Origin of the sequence: Sphingomonas sp. CCH10-B3, assembly GCF_001556185.1 — a bacterium.
GTDB classification, from domain to species: domain Bacteria; phylum Pseudomonadota; class Alphaproteobacteria; order Sphingomonadales; family Sphingomonadaceae; genus Sphingomonas; species Sphingomonas aquatica.
Map to the genome: position 1 here is coordinate 1 of NZ_LSIJ01000083.1, position 22,440 is coordinate 22,440.

Sequence of the window (22,440 nt, forward strand, 5' to 3'; positions counted from 1 at the left end):
GAGTCCAATAACCGTCCAATTGAGGCCAACGGGAGCCTAATTGGGTCCGTTAAGAATTGTATCCCTTCGCGGCTCTGGTCGTTCGCGAACTCCGGCGGATTCGATCTCGGCGCGCAATTCGCGATGATGGAGACGTGCGGCGTCCCATCAATTGAAGGTCGCGCCGCGAGCTTCAATCTCGTGCGCCATGATGCGCCGAAACAATGGGAGGCGTATAAGTCAGCGCTGTGTGACGCGCTCGAACCATTTGCACCAGGTTCTGCGCTTGCCGATGCAACGTCCGCTCACGAATTTGATTTCCGAACGTTGAAACACGAAGCGACGACCGTGTTCAAAATTCTGCCTTCGGAAAAGCTCGCCGTGGGAGCGCCGTGGATGTCGCTCACAACAAACTATGAGATTGAAACCATCGCGAAAGAGCGAGGGCCACTCAAGACGATTTTCATCCTCGATGAATTTGCGCAGCTTCCGCCAATCAACGCCGTGCCGAAGGCAACGCGCCTTTATCGGTCAAAGGGAATCCAACTCTGGTTTTTTGTGCAGGGTAGATTCTCACTGCGCGAACGGTGGCCGGAGGTCTTGGCGAAGGAGTTTGAAGATCAAGCTGCTGTCGTAACGATGCGCTCTATAAGCGAACCGGATTTGATCCGCGACGTTTCGCTATGGAGCGGCAACGCCACAATTTTGAATCGTGGTGTTTCTCACAATGGCGGCACGGTCGAAACCGCTGCTGCCAATCTTGGCGAGTCCAAGCGCAGCGTGTTGCAGGCCGAAGATATTCTCGGTCTCGGCCTCTCGAAGCAAATCATCAAAGTCGCAACCATGCCGCATCTGATCGTCTCCGACTGCGTGCCCTTCTACGCCGTCGATCCGTGGAATCAGCTCGGCGATGTGCGCGCGCTCCACAAAGGATTTTTGTGATGAAAGTGTCGCCTGATTTTAATGCGCGCGCGGAATCAAAGCCGCGCGAAGCTGCCGTCCAATCGAAGCACGAGCGCGTTACGCAATTTGCGGAAAAGCAGTTCGAGCGGTGCAAGGGGCAATGGACGGCGAACTACTACGACCGCCTCTTGAAGCGCGAAGGCAACGCTCCCTCTTTGCAACCCTCATGGGGAGTGCAGGATCGAAAAGCTCACCTCCTGCGCGCTGCCGGTAATCTTGCGCGGCAACGCCTCGCGAAAAACATCCAGCGCATTGATCGCGCCGCTGATCGGATGGAGGGACGCAAACGTGATGGGCTTGGGCGCTAGCAGCCTGAAACCCGCAGAAATCTGCGGAAAACCTTGCAATTTTTGTTCAAATATGCGTATAATTATAATATAATGTGGCGTAAACTGAAGATGCCATTCCAGTTTCCCCCACGTGATTAGCGATGGCAAAGCAAAATCACTTTCATGCTGCTCGAACTGAGCACGTCGTGATGGTGATTGTGATGAATGTTGTTGTTAGTGTCACTTCTGCTGAGATGGAACGGTATCGCGCTATTGTCGCTGATATTGATGGGATGTCCGATTCACAGAAGGAAGAGGCCATCATCATTGTGATCAATATGATGCAGGCCTTTGTCGATGCTGCATGGGGGCAACATCCGGTTCAACAAATTGAACTTCAATCTTCTCATGGCGATGGTGTCTGTGATAAGATTTCAGCTCTTGGTAATGCCAAGCCCGTTGACCTCGCAAGCGAGGGCGCAATCACAAAAAACAAGAACAAGGAATTTGCGCCATGAATGAGGCTCAACATAAGAAAGCTGTGATTTATGCACGTGTGTCGTCTGCGCAGCAGACGACACGAACCGATGGATTGTCATCGCAGGAACAACGCTGCCGACTCTACTGCGAACACAAAGGCTATGAGGTCGTCGAGATTTTCAAAGACGATATGTCGGGAAGTGTTGCCAAGCGGCCCGGTATGGACGCGATGCTTTCCTACCTTCGCAAAACGCGCAAACATTCTCATGTCGTTGTGATCGATGATATCTCACGACTCGCTCGCGGGATCGAAGCGCATATTCAATTGCGAGCTGAGATCGGATCGACCGGCGCGTCACTTGAATCGCCGTCTATCGAATTCGGCGAAGACAGCGATAGCAAACTCGTCGAAAATTTGCTGGCGTGTGTCAGTCAGCACGCGCGGCAAAAGAACGCAGAGCAAACGCTCAATCGTATGACCGCGCGTGTCGAGCGCGGCTTTTGGGTTTTCCAAGCGCCTTGGGGCTATCGCTATGGCCCATGCCCTTCAGGCGGCAAGATGCTGCATCGGCATGAGCCTCTAGCCTCGATCATCAAGGATGCTCTTGAAGGCTTCGCTCATGGCCGCTTTGCCAGCCAAGCCGAAGTGATGCGCTATTTCGAAGCGCAAGCGCCTGTGCCGAAGGCTAAGGACGGCTCAATCACCATTGAGCGCGTCCATCAAATCCTGACGCAGCCGCTCTATGCAGGTATCGTGATGTTGCCGAACTGGAATATCACGCCACGCATTGGCCAGCACGAACCGCTCGTATCGGTCGAAACCTACAATGCGATCCAAGAGAAGCTGAATGAGAAACCTCGCGCGCCTGCGCGGGTTGATCTCAATGAAGCTTTCCCGCTGCGCGGCTTCGTTTGCTGTGCGTCGTGCGACAAGCCGATGACGGCGAACTGGAGCAAAGGAAAGCACGGGCATTTCGCATACTATCTGTGCCGCCATAAAGGATGCTCGGACTACGGTAAGTCGATTCCCCGCGCGATGATCGAAGATGCCTTTGAGGCCATGCTCAAGAGCCTGACACCTGCGCGGCAGCTCGTCGAGCTGGCGACGCAAGCCTTCCGCGATCTGTGGGATCGCCAAATCCTAAAGGCTGGCGAAGCCAAGAAATCGATCACCCAGGAAATCGGCTCAATCGAGCGGAAGGTCGCCCAGCTTCTCGACCGGATCGTCGAAGCCGAAAGCGATGCGGTTATCCAAGCCTATGAGCGACGGGTCGCCGAACTCGAAGGCCGCAAGCTCCTTCTAAAGGAGCAATTGGCTGGCTGCGACAAGCCAATCAAGGAATTCGACGAATCCTTTCGAACAGCCCTGCAATTTCTCGCAAGCCCTTGGAATCTTTGGAAAAGTGACAAGCTCACTGAGAAGCGGATAGCCCTAAAACTCACCTTTCCAAGCCAATTGGCATACGACCGAAAAACGGGTTTTCGAACACCTGTTTTAGCGTTGCCATTCAATATGTTAGGGGATTTTTCTATGCTGGAAAAAGATATGGCGCACCCGAAGGGATTCGAACCCCTGGCCTCTGCCTTCGGAGGGCAGCGCTCTATCCAGCTGAGCTACGGGTGCCTGAGCGACGCGCCTAGCAAAGCATCCCCCGTCGCGCCAGTGGTTTCAGCGTGGCCGCTTTTGCCGGGGGGCGAGCGTCACTTGCTGGAACGGCGCAAGGCCGCAGCGCGCACCGGGGCCTTGCGGTTCGAGGTAGAGCACGGTGATGATGTCGCTCGAACACAGCTGATCGATCGATACGCTATAGCCGAAGCGTTCCTGAAAGCCGAGCCCGGGGCAGGGCTGCGGCAGCGTGACGCGATAGACCTTGCGGTCGATCATCTGGAAATCGATCACCGAATCGCTGCGCACCAGGCTTTGCGCGATGCGGTGGCGGGTGATGCAGCTTTGCGGCGGGCCGACCGGCGTCGCTTCGGGAATGGTGGTGTCGCGCGCGCTGCCCGGTCCGGCGATGGCAATGCCGGTCAGCAGCGTGAGCGTCGCCAGCAGCGTGCGGTTCATGCAACCTCCTTGACCCGCGTTTTGGGCGCAGGCGTCTTGGGCTTGTACGCGCACAGATCGGCGACCGGGCAGCGCCAGCACTCCGGCGTGCGCGCCTTGCATATATAGCGTCCGTGCAGGATCAGCCAGTGGTGCGCATGGACGCGAAACGGCGCTGGCGTTGCCTTGTCGAGCTTGAGTTCGACCGCGAGCGGCGTCTTGCCTTTGGCCAAGCCGGTCCGATTGCCGACGCGGAAAATATGGGTGTCGACCGCGAAAGTCTCCGCGCCAAACGCGACGTTTAGAACGACATTGGCGGTCTTGCGCCCGACGCCGGGCAGCTGTTCGAGCGCGTCGCGATCGGCGGGCACTTCGCCGCCATGCTGGTCGACGAGGATCTGCGACAGCGCGATCACATTCTTGGCCTTGGTGTTGAACAGGCCGATCGTCTTGATGTGCTCCTTGAGGCCATCTTCGCCGAGCGCAAGCATCTGCGCGGGCGTGGTGACTTCGGCGAAAAGCGCGCGCGTCGCCTTGTTGACGCCAATGTCAGTGGACTGCGCCGACAGCGCCACGGCGACGACGAGCTGATAGGGATTACCGAACGCCAGCTCGGTTTCGGGGTGCGGATTGTCGGCGGCGAGCCGACTGTAGAATTCGATGACGTCGGCTTTCTTCAAAGCCCCAGCACCTCCGCCATCGTGTAGCGCCCCGGCGTGCGGCCGGCGAGCCAGAGCGCTGCCGTCACCGCGCCATTGGCGAAAATCGCGCGATCTTCGGCGCGGTGGCCGAGTTCGAGCCGCTCGCCTGGCCCGGCGAAAACGACCTGATGGTCGCCCGCGACGGTGCCGCCGCGCAGCGAGGCAAAGCCGATCGTCCCTTCGGCGCGGTCCCCCGACAGGCCCGCGCGGCCGATCACCGACAGTTCGGCAAGCGCGGCGCCGCGCCCCGCCGCCGCCGCTTCGCCGAGCAGCAGGGCGGAGCCCGACGGCGCATCGACTTTGGCACGGTGGTGCATCTCGACGATTTCGATGTCCCAGGCGGGGCCGAGCCGCTCCGCCGCCTCGCGCACCAGCCGCGCGAGCAGCGTAATGCCGAGTGAGGTGTTGCCGGTCTGGAGGACGGCGATGTCGCATGCGGCCTCGTCGATCAACGCGTGATGCGCGAGGCCGAGCCCGGTGGTGCCGATCAGGATCGGCGTGCTTGCGGCGCGCGCGGCAGCGAGATTGGCGGCGAGCGCGCCCGGCACGGTGAAATCGACCAGCACATCGGCAGTGGCGGCGAGCGGGGCCGGATCACCGCCTGCATCGATGCCCCCCGCCAGTGTCGCGTCATGGCTGGCGAGCGCATCGGCGATCGCGCGCCCCATCCGTCCGGCACTGCCGAGAATCCCGATACTCGTCACGAGCCCGCGCTCCATCGCTATTGCCTCTTCGCTGCGGGGAGATGGCAGAAACATTGGCCCGATGACAGAGGGATTGGCGACCAATCGCTAAGCTTTGTGCGATAGGACGGTCGCAATGCTACTCTACGCGCTAATCTGGATGCTCGTGATCAACGCGGGTACCTTTGTGACTTGGGGGCATGACAAAGCCCGGGCGATCACCGGAGGCTGGCGGGTTCGCGAGACTGATCTGCTTGGTATGTCGGCACTCGGGGGCTGGCCCGCTGCACTGGTGGCAACCCGATACTACCGGCACAAGACGCGCAAACAGCCCTTCGCGACGCTGCTGTGGTTGATTGCGACGATGGAATGCGGCGCGGCGATCGGACTATTTGTGCCTGTCGGCTAGCTACCTGAGCGCTAGCGCGCCGCCGCGTGCTTTCTTATGCTGCGGCGATGACGCAGGCGACCAACATCGTGATCCTGACCGGCGCTGGGATTTCGGCGGAGAGCGGCATTGCGACCTTTCGCGGCCCCGGCGGGCTGTGGGAGGGGCACCGGGTCGAGGATGTCTGCACACCGCAAGCGCTCGCGGCCGATCCGGTGCTGGTGCATCGCTTCTATGATCTGCGGCGGGCGGCGCTGGCAACGGTCCAGCCGAACGCTGCGCATCACGCGCTGGCGCGGCTCGACGCGGCGTGGCCCGGCGAGCTGCTGATCGTGACGCAGAATGTCGATGACCTGCACGAGCGGGCGGGCGCCCGGCGGCTGCTCCACATGCACGGCGAGTTGCGTTCGGCGCTGTGTACGGCGTGCGGGGCGCAGTCGCGGTGGGACGGGCCGCTGCCGCCGCGCTCGACCTGTCCGAAGTGCGGGGCGGCGGCGCTGCGGCCCGACATCGTGTTCTTCGGCGAGATGCCGTACCGGATGGAGGTGATCGAGGCTGCCCTCGCCCGCGCCGACATTTTCGTGTCGATCGGCACCTCGGGCGCGGTCTATCCGGCGGCGGGCTTCGTCCAGACCGCGCGCTGGCACGGGGCGGAGACGCTGGAGCTCAATCTGGAACCGAGCGCGGGCAGCCATTTGTTCGACGAGAGCCGCACGGGGCCGGCGAGCCTGCTGGTGCCGCAGTGGGTCGATGCGATGCTGGCGGCAATCGCATGAGCGCGATCGATCCGCGCACGCCGGTGCTGGTCGGGGTCGGCCAGCGGACGGTGCATTGGAAGGGCGAGGGCGCGGCGCCGGACCCCGCCGGATTGCGGGCCGAGGCGGCGCGTGCAGCACTGGCGGATAGCGGGTCGGCGGGGCTGGCGGTGGCGATCGACCGGATCGCGGTGATCCGCTCCATGGCCGATTCGGTGCCCGGCGCGCCGCAGCCGTTCGGGCGCTGCGCCAATCCGCCAGGGACGCTTGCCGAGGATCTCGGGCTGGGGCCGGTCGAGGCGATCTATTCGCTGGTCGGCGGCGATCAGCCGCAAGCGCTGGTGAGCGAGGCCGCCGAGGCGATCCACACGGGCGAGGCGCGCGCGGTGCTGATCGCGGGGAGCGAGGCGACGGCGGCGGTGAAGACCGCGCTGCGGCTGGGGCAGGCGCTCGACTGGTCGCGGAGCAGCGAGGCGGATTTCACCGATCGCGGCTATGGCGCGCGGCTGCTGTCGGCTTACGAGATCGCCAATGGCCTCGGCGCGCCGACGCTGACCTATCCGGCATTCGAACATGCGTTGCGGCGCCGGCTGGGGCTGTCGCGCGCGGCGCATGGCGCGCTGATGGCCGAGCTATGGGCGGGTTTCTCGGCAGTCGCTGCGGCCAATCCGCACAGCATGTTCCCGACCGCCCGCAGCGCCGCGTTTCTCGCGACGCCCTCGGCGGAGAATTACCCCGTCGCCGACCCCTATCTCAAATGGCATGTCGCGCAGGACGCCGTGAACCAGGGTGCCGCCGTGATGCTCACCTCGGTGGGCGAGGCCGATCGGCTCGGCATTGCGCCATGCAAGCGCGTCTTTCTCCACGGTTATGCGCAGGCCGCCGATCGCGTGCCGACCGAGCGGCCCGATCTGTCGCGGTCGCGCGCGGTCGAGCTGGTGCTCGCGCAGGCGCTGGCGTCGGCGGGCAAGGCGACCGCCGATATCGCGCTGTTCGATCTCTATAGCTGTTTCCCCTGCGTGGTGCTGCTCGCCGCCGAAGCGCTGGGGCTCGACTGGCGCGTGACGCCCGCGACCGTGACGGGCGGGCTGCCGTTCTTCGGCGGGCCGGGCAACAGCTATTCGCTCCACGCGATCGCGACGATGGCCGAGCGGTTGCGCGCGCAGCCCGAGGCATATGGGCTGATTCTCGCCAATGGCGGCTTCATGTCGAAGGAAGCAGCGGGGGTCTATTCGGCGAAGCCGCCGCGCGAATGGGCGCCGGTATCGAGTGCCGCCATTGCGCAGCAAATCGCCAGCGATCCGGTGCCGCACCTGATCGACGGCCCTGCGGCGGCGACCATCGACAGCTACACCGTCGCCTTCAAACAGGGCACGCCGCAGCGCGGCTATGTCATCGGCACGACCGCCAGCGGCGCGCGCATCCTTGCCGCCACTGCGCGCGACGACAGCGCGACGCTCGCCGCGTTGCTTGCCGACGATCCGCTTGGCCGTACCGCGCAAATCGCGCACGATGGTCGCACGAACATCATCACCGCAATCGGAGGCGCAGCATGACCCCAGGCGACGGCAAGCCGATGCTGAGCGGCATCAAGGTCGTCGACCTGACCAGCGTTGTCTTCGGCCCCTATTGCACCCAGACGCTCGCCGATCTTGGCGCCGAAGTGATCAAGGTCGAATCGCCGCCGATGGGCGATGTGTTCCGCTGGGCGGGTAAGCCGGGGGCAACGATGGGGATGGGGCCGGGCTTCCTGGCACTCAATCGCGGCAAGCAATCGGTGCTGCTCGACCTGAAGCAGCCCGACGATCTCGCGACGATGAAGCGCCTGCTCGCCGACGCCGATGTGTTCGTGTCGAACGTGCGCGGGCAGGGGATGGAGCGGCTCGGCCTCGATTACGACAGCGTCCGCGCGATCCGGCCCGACATCATCTATGTTCACTGCGTCGGTTTCGGGCAGGACGGGCCTTATGCCGATCTGCCTGCCTATGACGATGTCATCCAGGCTGCGAGCGGCGCGACGAGCCTGTCGAAACGCGTCGATGGCGGCACGGCGCCGCGGTTCATCCCGTCGCTGATCGCCGACAAGGTGTCGGGGCTGCACGGCGCTTATGGCGTGCTCGCGGCGATCATCCACCGCATGCGCACGGGCGAGGGGCAATTGGTCGAAGTGCCGATGCTCGAGGCATTCACTCACTTCATCCTGCTCGAACATCTCGGCGGGCATACCTTCGATCCGCCCAATGCGCCCACCTGCTACGCGCGACAGGTCGATCCCAACCGTCAACCGTTTCCGACCAGCGACGGCCATGTCGCGATTGCCGCTTATGGCGACCGGCATTGGCTGGAGTTGTTCGCCGTTCTGGAGGCATCGGCGTTTCTGGACCGGCCGGAACTCGCGACCACCACCGATCGCTTCCACAATATGGCGCTGATGTATCACGAAGTCGCGCGGCTGACGCCGAACGTCACCACCGCCGAGCTGCTCGCGCGCTGCGAGGCCGCCAATCTGCCGGCGCGGGAAGCGCGCGATGTCGATGACGTCATGGACGACCCGCATCTGAAAGCGACGGGCTTCTTCCGGCGCCGTACGCATCCGACCGAAGGCGACTATTTCGAAATGCAGCCACCGGTGAAATTCGGCGCCATGCCCGCGCGCGAGCCGAGCCTGCCGCCGAAACTCGACGAGCAGGGCGCGGAGATCAGGGGTGGCTAGGACAGACCTTGCCGCATCAAATTGTCATTCCCGCGAAGGCGGGAATCCATGCCGGCTGGCGTTTCAGAGAGTCGTGATGTCCAGCGACTATGGATCCCCGCCTTCGCGAGGATGACGGAGGCGAGCGAAGTCGCGACACTGTTGGCGGCACAAGCCGCCTGTTACTCGACCTCGCCCGAAACGGACGGGTCGGGTGGATCAGTGCGGCGTTAACTCAGCGGAACGCCTGAAATCGTGATCCGGTGCATCAGCCGTTTATGGCCGTGGTAGTCGTTGACCGCGAAGTGCCAGGTCGCGCGATTGTCCCACACCGCGACCGATCCCGGCGCCCATTGCAGGCGGCAGTGGAATTCTTCGCGCATCGCGACGCCGTAGAGATATTGCAGCAGCGGCTGGCTTTCTTCGCGCGTCCAGCCTTCGAAGTGCAGCGTGAAGGCGGGGTTGACGTAGAGCAGTTTGCGCCCTGTCACCGGGTGGTGGATCACCGCCGGGTGGACGGCATTTGCGCTGATGTCGTGGCCCTTCAGGTCGGCAGCCTGATCGGTCTTGGCGTAGATGCCGTCATGGCCATAGATGTGATCGGCGCTGTGCACCGCGCGCAAAGTGCTGAGCGTCGCCTTTAGCCCGTCGGACAGCGCATCATAGGCCGCGCCCATGCTGGCGAATAAAGTGTCGCCGCCGGTTGGCGGCAGCTCGCGCGCGACAAGGATCGACCCCATCGCCGGGACCGCATCATAGCTGTGATCGGTATGCCAGCCGCCGCCGATGTTGACGAATTGCGTCTCGGCCTTGCGGACTTCGGCGATTTCGGGATAGCCGCCGTTCGCCGGGAAGTAATTGTTGACGTCGATGTCGCCCCAGCGGCGTGCGAAGGCGATGTGATCTTCGGGCGTCAGCTGCTGGTCGCGCAGCATGACGACACCGGCCTCGGCCAGCGTCTGCCGCAGCGCCGCCAGTTCATCGTCGCCGATATGGCGGACATCGATGCCGGTGATTTCCGCGCCGCAATGCGCGGCCAGCGGCCTGATCTGCATTTCGCCCATGCTGCCTCTCCCGTTTTTTGTGGAGCGCAGCATGGGCGAATAGCGGTTGGATTACCAGATGTGCACGCGCTGTTCGGGGGCCAGATACAGCTTGCTGCCGGGCTTCACATCGAAGGCGGCGTACCAGGCATCCATGTTGCGGACGACGCCATTGACCCGGAACAGCGGCGGGCTGTGCGGATCGGTGCGGAGCCGTGCCAGCGCCGCATCATCGCGCAGCTTTGTCTGCCAGGCTTGCGCCCAGGCCATGAAGAAGCGCTGATCGCCGGTCAGGCCATTGATGACTTTCGCCTTGCCGTGCTTCGCCTGATAACGCTGATACGCGCCATAAGCGGCTTCCAGCCCGCCGAGATCGCCGATGTTTTCGCCGAGCGTCAGCTTGCCGTTCACCTTCGTCCCGGGCAGCCCTTCGAACTGGTCATACTGCGCGGCAAGCGCGGCGGTGCGTTCCTTGAACGCAGCCTTGGCGGCGGGAGTCCACCAGTTTTCGAACTTGCCGGTCGGGCCGAACTGGCTGCCCTGATCGTCGAAGCCATGGCCCATTTCGTGGCCGATGATCGCGCCGATTGCCCCGTAATTCACTGCCGGATCGGCCTTGGGGTCGAAATAGGGCGGCTGCAGGATGGCGGCCGGGAAGGTGATCTGGTTCGACAGCGGGCTGTAATAGGCATTCACCGTCTGCGGCGTCATCGCCCACAGGGTGCGATCGACCGGCTTGGGGAAACGCGACAGTTGCAGCGCATTGGCAAATTCGGCCGAGCGCATGGCATTGCCCAGCATGTCGCCCCGCACCACCTTGAAGCTCGAGTAATCGAGGAACTTGTCGGGATAGCCCACGCGCGGTTCGAACGCGGCAAGCTTGACCAGTGCGGCCTTGCGGGTCGGCTCGTCCATCCAGCTCGATTTGCTGATCCGGTCCTGATACGAACCGCGCAGATTTTCGATCAGTTCCTGCATCTGCGCCTTGGCGGCAGGCGGGAAGAAGCGCGCGACATAAAGCGCGCCCACGGCTTCACCCAGCGCGCCGTTGGTCAGCTGCACGCCACGCTTCCACCGGTCGCGCGGGGTCTTCACGCCCGAGAGGGTGGCCGAATAAAAGTCGAAGCTCGCCTGATCGAACGCCTTGGGCAGGAAAGCAGCATTCGAGCTGACGAAGTGGAAGGCCATATAGTCTTTCCACACGTCGAGCGGCGTTGCGACCATGATCTTGCCGATAGCGGTGATCGCGGTGTTATTGGCCATCAGGATCTTCGGCGAGCTGTCGAGCCCTGCCGTCTTCAGCATCAGCGCCCATTCGAATTCCGGGGCCTTGTTCTCAAGCCCGGCGATATCCTGGGGGTCGTTGAGCGCAGCGATGTTGCGGCTCTGCTCGGGCGTCCAATGTTCCTTGGCCATCGCCTTTTCGAGCGCGAAGATCGCATCGGCCTTCGCCGCCGCATTGGGAATGCCGGCAAGCGTCTGAATTTTTTCGATATAAGCGCGATAGGCCTTGCGATAGCCGTCGTACTTCTCGCCTTCGAGCAGATAATAGTCGCGCGGCATGCCCAGCCCGCTCTGCCCGACGGCGGCGGTGTAGCGCGTCGGATCAGCCAGATTCGGGATGATGCCGATGCTCACCGGCGACTGATAGCCGACGCTGGCGAACAGGACCTGCAACTCGGTGAGATCCTTCACCGCTGCAATCTTGGCGAGATAGGGCTGAAGCGGCGCGGTACCCTTGGCCTCGATGCCGGCTTCGTCCATCCAGCTTGCGTAGAAATCGCCGACCTGCTTGCCGGTCGCGCCGTATTTCGACGGGTTCTTGGCCATGTCGTCCAAGATCAGGCGGACGTTCTGTTCCGCCTCGTCGCTCAGCAGGTTGCCATAGCCGATCGCTGCCTTGTCGGCGGGGATTTCGGTGCGCTTGGCCCAGCTGCCGTTGACGAAATGCCAGAAATCATCGCCCGGCGCGACGCTGGGATCCTTGGCAGAAAGGTCGACGCCGAAGCTGCCATAGCGGGGTGCGTTGGCGCCGCCGTCCTTCGACAAGGCGGGTACGGCAAGGGCGAGGACGGCAGTGGCCGCAGTCAGCCGAGCGAAACGTGCGATACGCATGGATACCTCTCTGTTGGTGTGTTGGCGTTTGATAACGGCGAGTCTGTTTTGTCGCAAGCGAAATGTCAGGTTTACCCTACACCAAGCGATTGGCGACGAGATCGTCGACCACAGCCGGATCGGCGAGCGTCGACGTGTCGCCGAGCGCGGTCACATCGCCTTCGGCAATCTTGCGCAGAATGCGGCGCATGATCTTGCCCGAGCGCGTTTTTGGGAGGCCGGGCGCGAATTGCAATGCGTCAGGCGTTGCAATCGGGCCAATTTCGGTGCGCACCCATTTGACCAGTTCGGCGCGCAAGCCATCGTCGCCGGTTTCGCCTGCGTTGAGCGTGACATAGGCGTAGATGCCTTGCCCCTTGATGTCGTGCGGCATGCCGACGACCGCAGCTTCGGCAACCTTGGGGTGGAGCACCAGCGCCGATTCGACCTCGGCAGTGCCCATCCGATGGCCGCTGACGTTGATGACGTCGTCGACGCGGCCGGTGATCCAGTAATCGCCGTCGGCATCGCGGCGGCAGCCGTCGCCGGTGAAATATTTGCCGGGGTAGGTAGTGAAATAGGTCTGGAAGAAGCGCGCATGATCGCCCCAGACGGTGCGCATCTGCCCCGGCCAGCTTGCCGCGATCACCAGATTGCCCTCGGCGGCCCCCTCCAGCACCCTGCCTTCGGGGTCGACGATCTGCGGCACCACGCCGGGCATCGGGCGCGTCGCGCTGCCGGGCTTGAGCGCGGTCGCGCCCGGCATCGGCGCGATCATCGCGCCGCCGGTCTCGGTCTGCCACCAGGTATCGATGATCGGGCAGCGGCCCTCGCCGACGACGTCGTGATACCAGCGCCACGCCTCGGGGTTGATCGGCTCGCCGACGGTGCCGAGCAGCTTCAGCGACGCGCGGCTGGTCGCCTGCACATGGCCATCGCCATCCTTCATCAGCGCGCGCAGGGCGGTGGGCGCGGTGAAGATGCTGTGGACCCGGTGGCGATCGACGATCTGCCAGATGCGGCTGGCGTCGGGCCAGTTGGGCAGGCCTTCGCACATCAGGGTCGTCGCGCCGTTCGCCAGCGGGCCGTAGAGGATGTAGCTGTGCCCCGTCACCCAGCCGATGTCGGCGGCGCACCACCACACATCACCGGGGCGATAATCGAAGCACCAGTGATGCGTCAGGCTCGCCCAGAGCAGATAGCCGCCGCTGGTGTGGAGCACGCCCTTGGGCTTGCCGGTCGAGCCGCTGGTGTAGAGGATGAACAGCGGGTCTTCGGCCGCCATCGGCTCGGGCGGGCAATCGGTCGAGACCTGCGCGGCGGCGTCGTGATACCAGACATCGCGACCCGGCTGCATCGCCACCTCGGCGCCAGTGGCAGCGACGACGATCACTTTCTGCAGGCAGGGCGCGTGGTGCGCGGCGGCATCGACCGCGGCTTTGAGAGGCACGCGCTTGCCGCCGCGCCGCCCTTCGTCGGCAGTGACCACCAGTGCCGAGTCGCAATCGGTGATCCGCCCCGCGAGCGCCTCCGCCGAAAAACCGCCGAACACCACTGAATGGATGGCGCCGATCCGCGCACAGGCCAGCACCGCAAACGCCGCTTCGGGGATCATCGGCATGTAGATGGTGACGCGGTCGCCCTTGGCCGCGCCATTGGCCTTCAGCACATTGGCGAAACGGCAGACTTCGCCGTGGAGCTCGGCATAAGTGAAGCGGCGCGGCGCTTCGGCGGGCGAGTCGGGTTCCCAGATCAGTGCCACCTCACCGCCGCGCGTCGCGAGATGGCGGTCGAGGCAATTGACGCTGACGTTGAGCACGCCGTCGTCGAACCATTTGATGCCGAAATCGGCTTCGTCGAACGACCACTCGCCGGCGCGGGTGGGCGGCGTCATCCAGTCGAGTCGCTGCGCTTGTTCAAGCCAGAAGCCCGCCGGATCGGCCTGCGCGGCGGCGTAGAGCGCGGCATGGCCCGCCGCATCGACATGCGCCTTGGCCGCCCAATCGGCGGGGACGGGATAAATATCGGGCATCGCGCTCTCCTGCAGCGATGATGGCGCGGCGGCGGGGGCGAAGGCAAGCCAATCTGCTTGGCTTACGATCAGTTTCGATCTAAAACGTATCTACATTTCGGGGAGCGAACGACAATGAGCGGCACGGTACTCGTCACGGGCGGCAGCGGTTACATCGGCGGCTTTGTGATCCGGCAACTCGCTGCCGAGGGCTGGCAGGTCCACACCACCATCCGCAACCTGGCGCGCGAAGCCGAGGTGCGCGGCTGGCTCGGTGTGCCCGACGCGCAGCTGAAGTTCTTCGCCGCCGATCTGCTGAGCGACGATGGCTGGGCCGAGGCGAATGCCGGGTGCAGCCATGTCGTCCATGTCGCCTCGCCGCTGCCGACCGGCGCGGTCAAGCACGAGGACGACCTGATCGTCCCGGCGCGCGAAGGCGCGCTGCGGGCACTGCGCTTTGCCAAGGCGGCGGGGGTGACGCGCTTCGTGATGACGTCGTCGGTCGCGGCGATCGCTTATGGCCATGGCAGGAAAGTCGCGCGCTACACCGAAGCCGATTGGACCAACGTCAACGGCCCGCAAGTTCATGCCTATGCCAAATCGAAGACGCTCGCCGAGCGCGCCGCGCGCGACTGGATCGCGGCGGAGGGCGGCGACATGGTCTATGCCTCGGTCAATCCCGCCGCCGTGCTCGGGCCGGTGCTGAGCGCCGATTTCTCAGGATCGCTCGAGATTGTCACGCGGCTGCTGTCCGGCGGGCTGCCCGGCGTGCCCGACATCGGTTTCGGCGTGGTCGATGTGCGTGACGTCGCCGATCTGCATGTCCGCTGCCTGACGTCGGACAAGGTCGCGGGCGAGCGCTTCATCGCCTCGAGCCCGTTCATGATGATGCGTGACGTGGCCGCAATCCTGCGCGATCGGTTGGGGCCGGAAGCGCGCAAGGTGCCGACGCGACGCTTGCCCGGGTTCGTGCTGCACGCCGCCGCGCTGTTCGACCCGCAGCTCAAGTTCGTAACGAGCGAGCTGGGCAAGGTCCGCGACACCCGGTCCGACCATGCCCGCGACATACTCGGCTGGGCGCCGCGCGATCCGGCGGAAACGATCGTCGACACCGCGCGCAGCCTGATCGACCACGGCATCGTCAAGGTGTGAGCCAAGGTCTGAGTTGGGCGTATTGCCCATTTCCCGTTTGCACTGAGCTTGTCGAAGTACCGTTCTTCTTCGGGTCGGTCGCAAAAGAAAGACGGGGCTTCGACAAGCTCAGCCTGAACGGGGATAGGGCGGGGCATCGAGTTGACGGGCTGTATGGCGTTCGCTGTCCGATCGCCCTACATCCTCGCCTATGTACGACTTTGCGATCGACGCGAGCGACAAGCCCGCGCTTTACCGTGATCTGCTCGGCGCGCTCGATGCGCTGACGGCGGGCGAACCCGATGCGGTTGCCAATATGGCCAATGCCGCGGCGCTGATCTGGCAGTATCTGCCCGACCTCAACTGGTCGGGCTTTTACCGGCTGGTCGAGGGCGAACTGGTGCTCGGGCCTTTCGTCGGCAAGCCGGCGTGCATCCGCATCCCGTTGGGGCAAGGCGTGTGCGGGACGGCCGCGTCGACGCGCACGACGCAGCTGGTCGAGGATGTTCACGCCTTCCCCGGCCATATCGCTTGTGACGTGGACAGCGCATCCGAACTGGTGGTGCCGATCGTGCGCGACGGCCATCTGATCGGCGTAATCGATCTGGACAGCCCGAAGGTTGCGCGCTTCGATGCGCAGGACGCGCGCGGGGTGGAAGCGCTCGCGGTGCTGCTCGCGGCGCGGCTTTGAGCACTGCACCAAAGTGGCACAATGTTGCTAACTGGCTAAAATCTGCGGAAAATGGTATGAAATCCGTTAACTGATTTGCCGCCACTTCACGGCCAGCGGCGTCAGCAAGGGAGCGTTTACCATGCAAAGCCGCCTGATCGCGTCGATTGTTCTTGCCACCGGCGTGATCGCCACTCCTGCTGCGGCGCAGCGAATCGACCAAAGCGTCGCGCAATATGGCGCGCAGTACGGCGCCCAATATGGCGCATCGGCACAGCAAATCCGCACGACCGCCGCGCCGCAGGTTCAGATGCCAAACGCGCCGCAGGTGCAGTGGCAGAACAGCAGCGTGCAGCGCCCGCCGGTCCACACCGTTAACCAGGTGCCGCCCGCGCCGCGTGGCTATCGCTGGGGCGGGCAGATCAATGGACGCTGGGAAGGCGGCTATCGTGCGCCCGGCGGCTGGGCCGCCTATCGCCGTCCGACCCGTGGCTGGCGCCTGCCGAGCTACTGGATCGGCTCGAACTTCTGGATCGACGATTTCGCTTATTATGGCCTCGCCACGCCGCCGCGCGGCTATCGCTGGCTGCGTTACTATGACGATGCAGTGATGGTCGACGAACGCGGGCGAGTTTACGATTCGGTCGGTAACATCGGCTGGGATCGCTATGAGGGCGCCTATGGCCCCACCGCGCAGGGCTATTACACTGCACCGGGCCGCTGGGAAGGCACTTATACCGGCACCTGGACGCAATTGCCCCAGCCGCGGCAGGTGCCGCCGCCTGCTGTCACCTATCAGCAGCCGCAAGTCATCGAAGTGCCTGCGGGCGGCTACACCCAGACCTATAGCGCAGGCGGCTACGCAAGCGGCGTGACCGTCAACGGCCAGTTTTATCCCGCTGGCCCGCCGGGAACGGTTTCGACCGTCACCATCCAGTCAGCGCCAGTGGTGACGACGACGGTGACCGAATATGTCACTTACACCGCCGTCAAGCAGCGCAAGGTCGCGCGCAAGCCGGTGCGCAAATGGCGCCCGGCCCCGCGCTGCGTGTGCGGTTGCTGCCGCTGACGGGTGCGCGCTTCGCCCATTTGCAAAAAGCTTGGGCCGTTCGGGCTGAGCTTGTCGAAGCCCTGTTCTTTCTTTGGCAACGCCTCAGAGGAACGACGGCCCTTCGACAAGCTCAGGGCGAACGGCTAGAGATAGGTCTGACGCTTACCGCGGCGCTGGCCCTGCGAGCACCGGCAGGCTTTCGGCGCCCCCCGCGCCGATCGCCGCGACCGCGAAGAGGTGATCGTCGATCGACGTATTTGACAAGGTCGTCGTCGGCGTGGTCACGATCCGCGATCCGGTCCAGCCTGCGCGATCGGTGCGCCGCCAATAGACCTTGTATTTGGCGGCCCCCGGCACCGCTTGCCACTTCACCACCGTATCGAAGCTGAGCGCGCCGTTGATCGTCACGCCCTTGGGGGCGGCGGGCGCAGCTGCCAGCCGCCGCACGGCGGCGATGTTGATCGCGGTGACTTTCGCCAGATAGGGGAAGTCCATCTTGTCGATCGTGTCGCCATATTCGATGCCGCCTTCGGTGCGCAGGTCCTGGTGCTGCTGCGTCCAGTTTTCCGCGCCGACCGAAAAGCGCACGGCGGGATAGCCGAGCCGCAGGAACGGTTCATGATCGCCGCCGCGCCCGAAGCGGTCGGGGCGGCGATCGACGAACACGTCGAGGCCCTTGGGAATGGCGGCGGCGATGCCGTCGATCGTCTTGGCGAGCGCGCGGCTGGGGCCGTCGTCCTCGCCGCCATTGCCGCGCCGGGCGAGCTGTTCCTTGATATCCTCCGACGCGCGGATGCCTTCGGAAAAGACGCGCACCCGGTCGGCGACGCGGATGCCGTTCTGACCCATCGTGTTGCCGACGATGTCGTTGTTGAGCATCGCCGAGACTTCCCAGCCGCGCTCTTTGGCGGTCTCGGCGAGCAGGGTGCCGCCCCAAAGCCCCTGTTCCTCGCCCGAAAAGACCGCATAGACGATCGTCGCGTCGAACTGTTGCTTCGACAGGTGCCGCGCGGCTTCGAGCACGAGCGCGACGCCTGACGCATTGTCATTGGCGCCGGGCGCGTCCTTGGTGATGTCGAGCGTGTCCGATCCGCGACTGTCGATGTGCGCGCCGATGATGACGACACGATTCGGATCGCGGCCCTTCTGGATACCGAGCACATCCTCGACGATCACGCCGTTCGGCGCGCGCGGCCCGGTGAAGCTGCGCGAAATGCGCTCGACGGTGATGCACCCGCCGCAGGTCCTGGCGATCGCCTCGAACCGCGCCGCGGCCCAGTTGCGCGCCGCGCCGATGCCGCGCTTGGGGTCGGTGGCGGAGGACAGCGTGTTGCGGGTGCCGAAGGCGACCATCGCGGCGACATCGGCCTTAAGGCGAGTGGGCGAGGGCGCTTCGGCCAGCACAGGGGCTGCAGTGGCGAGCAGGACGGGAGCGAGGAGGATGCGCATTCCCGCATCGTGGCGCGCGGGAGGCGCGGGGGCAAGGGGGTGAGCGTTAGCCCTCCCCCGCAAAGCGGGGGAGGGCTGGGGAACGCAAAGCCCCCTCAACTCAGCCGATCGATCGCCTCGGGCGTCAGCGACCCGGGCACGATCATGATCGGCACCGACAGCGCGCCCGCTTCGGAGCCGGTGAAGTGCGTCACCAGTGGCCCCGGCGGGCCGCTCGGCGCGGCGGCAAGCACCAGCGCGGCGATTTCGGGGTTGCTCGCGATCATCTGGCGGATGACCTTGCTTGCATCGCCCTGCTGCACGGTGATGCGCGGCTTGATGCCCGATTCCTCGAGCAACGTGCCTGCCGCCGCCGCGACCAGCCCTTCGGCATGGACGCGCGCTTCTTCCTCGATCGTCGCCTGCACCCCGCCCCAGGGCACGAAATCGGCGGTCGGCACGAGCGCGAGGATGTCGACGCCGCCGCCGGTTTTGACCGCGCGGCGCGCGGCGAAGCGCAGCGCGACTTCGGCTTCGGGGGTTTCGTCGATCACCACCAGATAGATGCGCATCCTCTTGCCCCCAACGGATCGTCCGTTTTGTCGCAGCAAGGTGGCCCCCGACGCGGGCGAGCGCAAGTGGACTTGACCCGCGCGCGCGGATGGCGAAGGGAAGGCCGCCCCCAGGACTGACTTGAAGGACGCCCCTTCCGATGCCGATCGAGATCAAAATGCCCGCGCTCTCGCCGACGATGGAGGAGGGCACGCTCGCCAAATGGCTGGTCAAGGAAGGCGATACGGTGAAGTCCGGCGACCTGATGGCCGAGATCGAGACCGACAAGGCAACGATGGAATTCGAAGCCGTCGACGAAGGCGTGATCGGCAAGATTCTGGTCGCCGAGGGGACCGACAATGTGAAGGTCGGCACGGTGATTGCGGTCCTGAACGGCGAGGGTGAGGAGGCGAGCGCGCCCGCCGCCGCGCCTGCCGCCAAGGCTGAGCCCGAAGCGAAGGCCGCGGCAGCGCCGGTCGCTGCTCCGACGCCCGCTCCGGCACCCGCCGCTGCCCCGGCAGCCGAGGGCGACCGCGTCAAGGCGAGCCCGCTCGCGCGCCGGATTGCCGAGGCGAAGGGCGTCGACCTGGGCGCGCTGACCGGCTCGGGCCCGAACGGGCGGATCGTCAAGGCCGACGTCGAGGGCGCGACCCCCGGTGCCGCGCCCGCCAAGGCCGAAGCCGCGCCGACCCCCGCCGCCTCGGCGCCGGCCGCGCCCGCTGCCGCACCGGCTCCGGCGCCCAAGCCCGCCGCTATTCCGGACATTCCGCACGAAGCGACCAAGCTGTCGAACGTCCGCAAGACGATCGCGCGTCGCCTCACCGAATCGAAGCAGACCGTCCCGCACATCTATCTGACGGTCGATATCCGGCTCGACGCGCTGCTCAAGCTGCGTGCCGATCTCAACGCCGCGCTTGAGGCGACTGGGGTCAAGCTGTCGGTCAACGACCTGCTGATCAAGGCACTCGCCGTCAGCCTGATCCGCGTGCCCAAGTGCAATGTCATGTTCACCCCCGACCAGCTGATCACGTTCAGCCGCGCCGATATTTCGGTCGCAGTGTCGGCGCCGTCGGGGCTGATCACGCCGGTGATCACTCACGCCGACACCAAGTCGCCCTCGGCGATCTCGAGGGAAATGAAGGACCTCGCCGCCCGCGCCCGCGAGCAGAAGCTGAAGCCCGAGGAATATCAGGGCGGCACCGCATCGCTGTCGAACATGGGCATGTTCGGCATCAAGCAGTTCGAGGCCGTCATCAACCCGCCGCAGGGCATGATCATGGCGATCGGCGCGGGCGAGAAGCGGCCTTATATCATCGACGACGCGCTCGGCATCGCTACCGTCATGTCGGCGACCGGCAGCTTCGATCACCGCGCGATCGACGGGGCGGACGGCGCCGAGCTGATGCAGGCATTTAAGGCGCTGGTGGAGGCGCCGCTGGGGATGATCGCCTGATGATCGGTCGCAAGACCCTGATCGAACTGGCGCATATCGCCGCGGGCATCGTGCTCGCGCTCGGGATGGCGTGGGCGATGGCCTGGGCCGTGCCGCTCGCAAAGCTCGACATCTGGGCAGTCGACATCGTCTCGATCGTGATCATCCTGATCATGGGCGTGCAGCCGGTGCGCGAGGCCATGGCGGCGGACAAGGCGGCAGGCGGAAGCGCGCGCGCCAATGGCTGAGCCGCCGCTCGCCGCCCCCGCGATCCGCGCGACGGCAATGGCGGCGGATGCGAATCCTTATGGCACGGCATTCGTCGGCTGGCTGATGGGGCAGATGGCGCTCGCGGCGGGATCGGTCGCGTCGCAGCGGTGCCGGGGCCGCGCGCCGGTGGTCGCCGCCGACGGGTTCAGTTTTTCCGCGCCAGTGCAGATCGGCGATGAAGTCAGCTTCTACGCCACGATCACCGCGACCGGGCGGACCTCGATTACGGTCGCGGTCGACGTCTGGCGGCGCGAGCGCCATGGCGACGGCACCGCGCGGGCAGCAACCGGCCGCTTCACGCTCGTGTCGATGGGGGCGGACGGTCGTCCGGTCCCGGTCGATGGCGCGCTTGTCTAATCCGTCCAACCCTCCCTCCCCAGGAGCATATCAGTGGCTGACAATTTCGATCTCATCGTCCTCGGTTCGGGCCCCGGCGGCTATGTCGCCGCGATCCGCGCGAGCCAGCTCGGGCTGAAAGTCGCGATCGTCGAGCGTGAATTGTTGGGGGGCATCTGCCTCAACTGGGGCTGCATCCCGACCAAGGCGCTACTGCGATCGGCCGAAATCTATCACTACATGCAGCACGCCAAGGATTACGGGCTGATTGCCGAGGGGATCAGCGCCGATATCGCCGCCGTGGTGAAGCGCTCGCGCGGGGTCGCGAAGCAGCTCAATCAGGGCGTCACGCACCTGATGAAGAAGAACAAGATCACGGTGTTCATGGGCGAGGGCAAGCTAACCGCGGCGACGGCGCTGACCGTCACCGACAAGGACGGCAAGGCGACCGAGCTGACCGCGAAGAACGTCATCCTCGCCACCGGCGCGCGCGCGCGCGATCTGCCGTTCGCGCCTGCGGATGGCAAGCGCATCTGGACCTATCGCCACGCGATGGTGCCGCCCGAAATGCCGACCAAGCTGCTCGTCATCGGATCGGGCGCGATCGGGATCGAATTTGCGAGCTTCTACAACGACATAGGCGCCGAAGTGACGGTCGTCGAAATGCTCGACCGGATCGTGCCGGTGGAGGACGCCGATGTCTCCGCCTTCCTCGAAAAGGCGCTCAAGAAGCAGGGCATGACGATCCTGACCGGGGCGGGGGTCGAGAAGCTCTCGGCCACCGATGCGGGCGTGAGAGCGAGCATCAAGGGCAAGGATGGTAAGGTCGTCGATGGCGACTTCAGCCACTGCATCGTCGCGATCGGCATTGTCCCGAACACCGAGAATATCGGGCTCGAAGCGCTCGGCGTCGCGATGGATCGCGGCTTCCTGAAGACCGGGCCGACGTGCGAGACCAATGTCCCCGGCCTCTATGCGATCGGTGACATCACCGCGCCGCCGTGGCTCGCGCACAAGGCCAGCCATGAAGGCGTGATCGCGGCCGAGGCGATTGCCGGCGGCCATCCGCACGCGATGGACCCGCGGAACATCCCCGGCTGCACCTATTGCCACCCGCAGATTGCGAGCGTGGGCCTGACCGAGGCCAAGGCGCGCGAGGCTGGATACGAAGTGAAGGTCGGCAATTTTCCCTTCATCGGCAATGGCAAGGCCATCGCGCTCGGCGAGGCCGAAGGCTTTGTGAAGACGGTGTTCGATGCGAAGACCGGCGAACTGCTCGGCGCGCACATGATCGGCGCCGAGGTCACCGAGCTGATCCAGGGCTATACCGTCGGCAAAACGGGTGAGCTGGTCGAGGCGGATTTCATGAACACCGTCTTCCCGCATCCGACCCTGTCCGAAATGATGCATGAATCGGTGCTTGGCGCGTATGGGCGCGCGCTGCATATCTAGCGCGAGCGAATAGGGG

The 22,440-nt window shown here is 64.6% G+C and carries 22 protein-coding genes, 1 tRNA gene and 1 pseudogene; 15 read left to right on the forward strand and 9 right to left on the reverse strand.

Annotated features, from left to right (window positions below; all coding sequences use genetic code 11):
• From AX672_RS13240 to AX672_RS19110, 4 genes and pseudogenes are all read left to right on the forward strand, one after another.
• Positions 1 to 921, forward strand: a 921-nt coding sequence (locus AX672_RS13240) for a type IV secretory system conjugative DNA transfer family protein (protein WP_168727480.1), incomplete at its 5' end; no start/stop codon positions are given.
• Positions 921 to 1,250, forward strand: a complete 330-nt coding sequence (locus AX672_RS18665; protein WP_168727481.1) for a hypothetical protein — start codon at positions 921 to 923, stop codon at positions 1,248 to 1,250. The genes AX672_RS13240 and AX672_RS18665, both read left to right, overlap by 1 nt.
• Before the next feature lie 122 nt (positions 1,251 to 1,372).
• On the forward strand, positions 1,373 to 1,729 hold the full coding sequence (locus AX672_RS13250; RefSeq protein ID WP_168727482.1) for a hypothetical protein: 357 nt from the start codon (positions 1,373 to 1,375) through the stop codon (positions 1,727 to 1,729).
• Positions 1,726 to 2,700: pseudogene (locus tag AX672_RS19110) on the forward strand (recombinase family protein); the annotation flags it as partial. The gene AX672_RS13250 and the pseudogene AX672_RS19110, both read left to right, overlap by 4 nt.
• Before the next feature lie 538 nt (positions 2,701 to 3,238).
• Here the strand turns inward: AX672_RS19110 and AX672_RS13260 are convergent.
• The 4 genes from AX672_RS13260 to dapB form a co-directional block, all read right to left on the reverse strand.
• Positions 3,239 to 3,315: transfer RNA gene (locus tag AX672_RS13260), tRNA-Arg, on the reverse strand.
• 45 nt (positions 3,316 to 3,360) lie between these two features.
• The gene (locus AX672_RS13265) at positions 3,361 to 3,756 is read right to left on the reverse strand and encodes a hypothetical protein (protein ID WP_066652072.1); all 396 of its coding nucleotides are present in this window, start codon (positions 3,754 to 3,756) and stop codon (positions 3,361 to 3,363) included.
• Complete coding sequence (gene nth / locus AX672_RS13270) at positions 3,753 to 4,415, reverse strand: endonuclease III (RefSeq protein WP_066652074.1); 663 nt, start codon at positions 4,413 to 4,415, stop codon at positions 3,753 to 3,755. The genes AX672_RS13265 and nth overlap by 4 nt, the downstream gene beginning before the upstream one ends.
• On the reverse strand, positions 4,412 to 5,140 hold the full coding sequence (dapB, locus tag AX672_RS13275) for a 4-hydroxy-tetrahydrodipicolinate reductase (RefSeq protein ID WP_066652186.1): 729 nt from the start codon (positions 5,138 to 5,140) through the stop codon (positions 4,412 to 4,414). The genes nth and dapB overlap by 4 nt, the downstream gene beginning before the upstream one ends.
• A gap of 115 nt (positions 5,141 to 5,255) precedes the next feature.
• Here dapB and AX672_RS13280 point away from each other — a divergent pair, with 115 nt between their 5' ends.
• The 4 genes from AX672_RS13280 to AX672_RS13295 are packed head-to-tail and all read left to right on the forward strand — an operon-like array spanning position 5,256 to position 8,975.
• A complete protein-coding gene (locus tag AX672_RS13280; protein ID WP_066652076.1) occupies positions 5,256 to 5,528 on the forward strand; it encodes a DUF1294 domain-containing protein in 273 nt (90 codons plus the stop codon).
• A gap of 47 nt (positions 5,529 to 5,575) precedes the next feature.
• Positions 5,576 to 6,283 carry an NAD-dependent deacylase gene (locus AX672_RS13285; protein WP_066652078.1) on the forward strand — a complete coding sequence of 236 codons (708 nt, stop codon included), beginning with the start codon at positions 5,576 to 5,578 and terminating at the stop codon, positions 6,281 to 6,283.
• Positions 6,280 to 7,818, forward strand: coding sequence for a hypothetical protein (locus AX672_RS13290; RefSeq protein ID WP_066652080.1), 1,539 nt, complete (start codon positions 6,280 to 6,282; stop codon positions 7,816 to 7,818). The genes AX672_RS13285 and AX672_RS13290 overlap by 4 nt, the downstream gene beginning before the upstream one ends.
• A complete protein-coding gene (locus AX672_RS13295; RefSeq protein ID WP_066652082.1) occupies positions 7,815 to 8,975 on the forward strand; it encodes a CaiB/BaiF CoA transferase family protein in 1,161 nt (386 codons plus the stop codon). The genes AX672_RS13290 and AX672_RS13295 overlap by 4 nt, the downstream gene beginning before the upstream one ends.
• 209 nt (positions 8,976 to 9,184) lie before the next feature.
• On the opposite strand, the gene AX672_RS13300 is transcribed toward AX672_RS13295, so the two are convergent.
• From AX672_RS13300 to acs, 3 genes are all read right to left on the reverse strand, one after another.
• Positions 9,185 to 10,018: a TauD/TfdA dioxygenase family protein gene (locus AX672_RS13300; protein ID WP_231731353.1), complete on the reverse strand. Its 834-nt coding sequence runs from the start codon at positions 10,016 to 10,018 to the stop codon at positions 9,185 to 9,187.
• 51 nt (positions 10,019 to 10,069) lie between these two features.
• Positions 10,070 to 12,112, reverse strand: a complete 2,043-nt coding sequence (locus tag AX672_RS13305) for a M13 family metallopeptidase (protein WP_066652084.1) — start codon at positions 12,110 to 12,112, stop codon at positions 10,070 to 10,072.
• A 76-nt stretch (positions 12,113 to 12,188) separates the two neighbouring features.
• Entirely contained in the window at positions 12,189 to 14,123 is a 1,935-nt protein-coding gene (acs, locus tag AX672_RS13310) for an acetate--CoA ligase (RefSeq protein WP_066652086.1), read from the reverse strand.
• A gap of 114 nt (positions 14,124 to 14,237) precedes the next feature.
• Here acs and AX672_RS13315 point away from each other — a divergent pair, with 114 nt between their 5' ends.
• The 3 genes from AX672_RS13315 to AX672_RS13325 all read left to right on the forward strand — a co-directional run bounded on the left by AX672_RS13315 (position 14,238) and on the right by AX672_RS13325 (position 16,972).
• Positions 14,238 to 15,254, forward strand: a complete 1,017-nt coding sequence (locus tag AX672_RS13315; RefSeq protein WP_066652088.1) for an NAD-dependent epimerase/dehydratase family protein — start codon at positions 14,238 to 14,240, stop codon at positions 15,252 to 15,254.
• Between the two features lie 190 nt (positions 15,255 to 15,444).
• Positions 15,445 to 15,924: a GAF domain-containing protein gene (locus AX672_RS13320; RefSeq protein ID WP_066652090.1), complete on the forward strand. Its 480-nt coding sequence runs from the start codon at positions 15,445 to 15,447 to the stop codon at positions 15,922 to 15,924.
• 121 nt (positions 15,925 to 16,045) lie between these two features.
• Positions 16,046 to 16,972, forward strand: coding sequence for an RcnB family protein (locus tag AX672_RS13325; protein ID WP_066652092.1), 927 nt, complete (start codon positions 16,046 to 16,048; stop codon positions 16,970 to 16,972).
• A 144-nt stretch (positions 16,973 to 17,116) separates the two neighbouring features.
• Here the strand turns inward: AX672_RS13325 and AX672_RS13330 are convergent, their stop codons facing one another.
• Positions 17,117 to 18,403 carry a M20/M25/M40 family metallo-hydrolase gene (locus tag AX672_RS13330; protein WP_066652094.1) on the reverse strand — a complete coding sequence of 429 codons (1,287 nt, stop codon included), beginning with the start codon at positions 18,401 to 18,403 and terminating at the stop codon, positions 17,117 to 17,119.
• Positions 18,404 to 18,498: 95 nt separating this feature from the next.
• Entirely contained in the window at positions 18,499 to 18,954 is a 456-nt protein-coding gene (locus tag AX672_RS13335; protein ID WP_066652096.1) for a universal stress protein, read from the reverse strand.
• 140 nt (positions 18,955 to 19,094) lie between these two features.
• Between AX672_RS13335 and AX672_RS13340 the strand changes: the two genes are divergently transcribed.
• Genes AX672_RS13340 through lpdA form a run of 4 tightly spaced genes read left to right on the forward strand, consistent with a single transcriptional unit; the run spans position 19,095 to position 22,424 of the window.
• The gene (locus tag AX672_RS13340; RefSeq protein ID WP_066652097.1) at positions 19,095 to 20,387 is read left to right on the forward strand and encodes a pyruvate dehydrogenase complex dihydrolipoamide acetyltransferase; all 1,293 of its coding nucleotides are present in this window, start codon (positions 19,095 to 19,097) and stop codon (positions 20,385 to 20,387) included.
• Positions 20,387 to 20,614, forward strand: coding sequence for a hypothetical protein (locus tag AX672_RS13345; RefSeq protein WP_066652098.1), 228 nt, complete (start codon positions 20,387 to 20,389; stop codon positions 20,612 to 20,614). Before AX672_RS13340 ends, AX672_RS13345 begins: the two co-directional genes overlap by 1 nt.
• Entirely contained in the window at positions 20,607 to 20,993 is a 387-nt protein-coding gene (locus AX672_RS13350; protein ID WP_066652099.1) for an acyl-CoA thioesterase, read from the forward strand. Before AX672_RS13345 ends, AX672_RS13350 begins: the two co-directional genes overlap by 8 nt.
• A gap of 33 nt (positions 20,994 to 21,026) precedes the next feature.
• The gene (gene lpdA, locus AX672_RS13355; RefSeq protein ID WP_066652100.1) at positions 21,027 to 22,424 is read left to right on the forward strand and encodes a dihydrolipoyl dehydrogenase; all 1,398 of its coding nucleotides are present in this window, start codon (positions 21,027 to 21,029) and stop codon (positions 22,422 to 22,424) included.
• Positions 22,425 to 22,440: the final 16 nt, after the last annotated feature.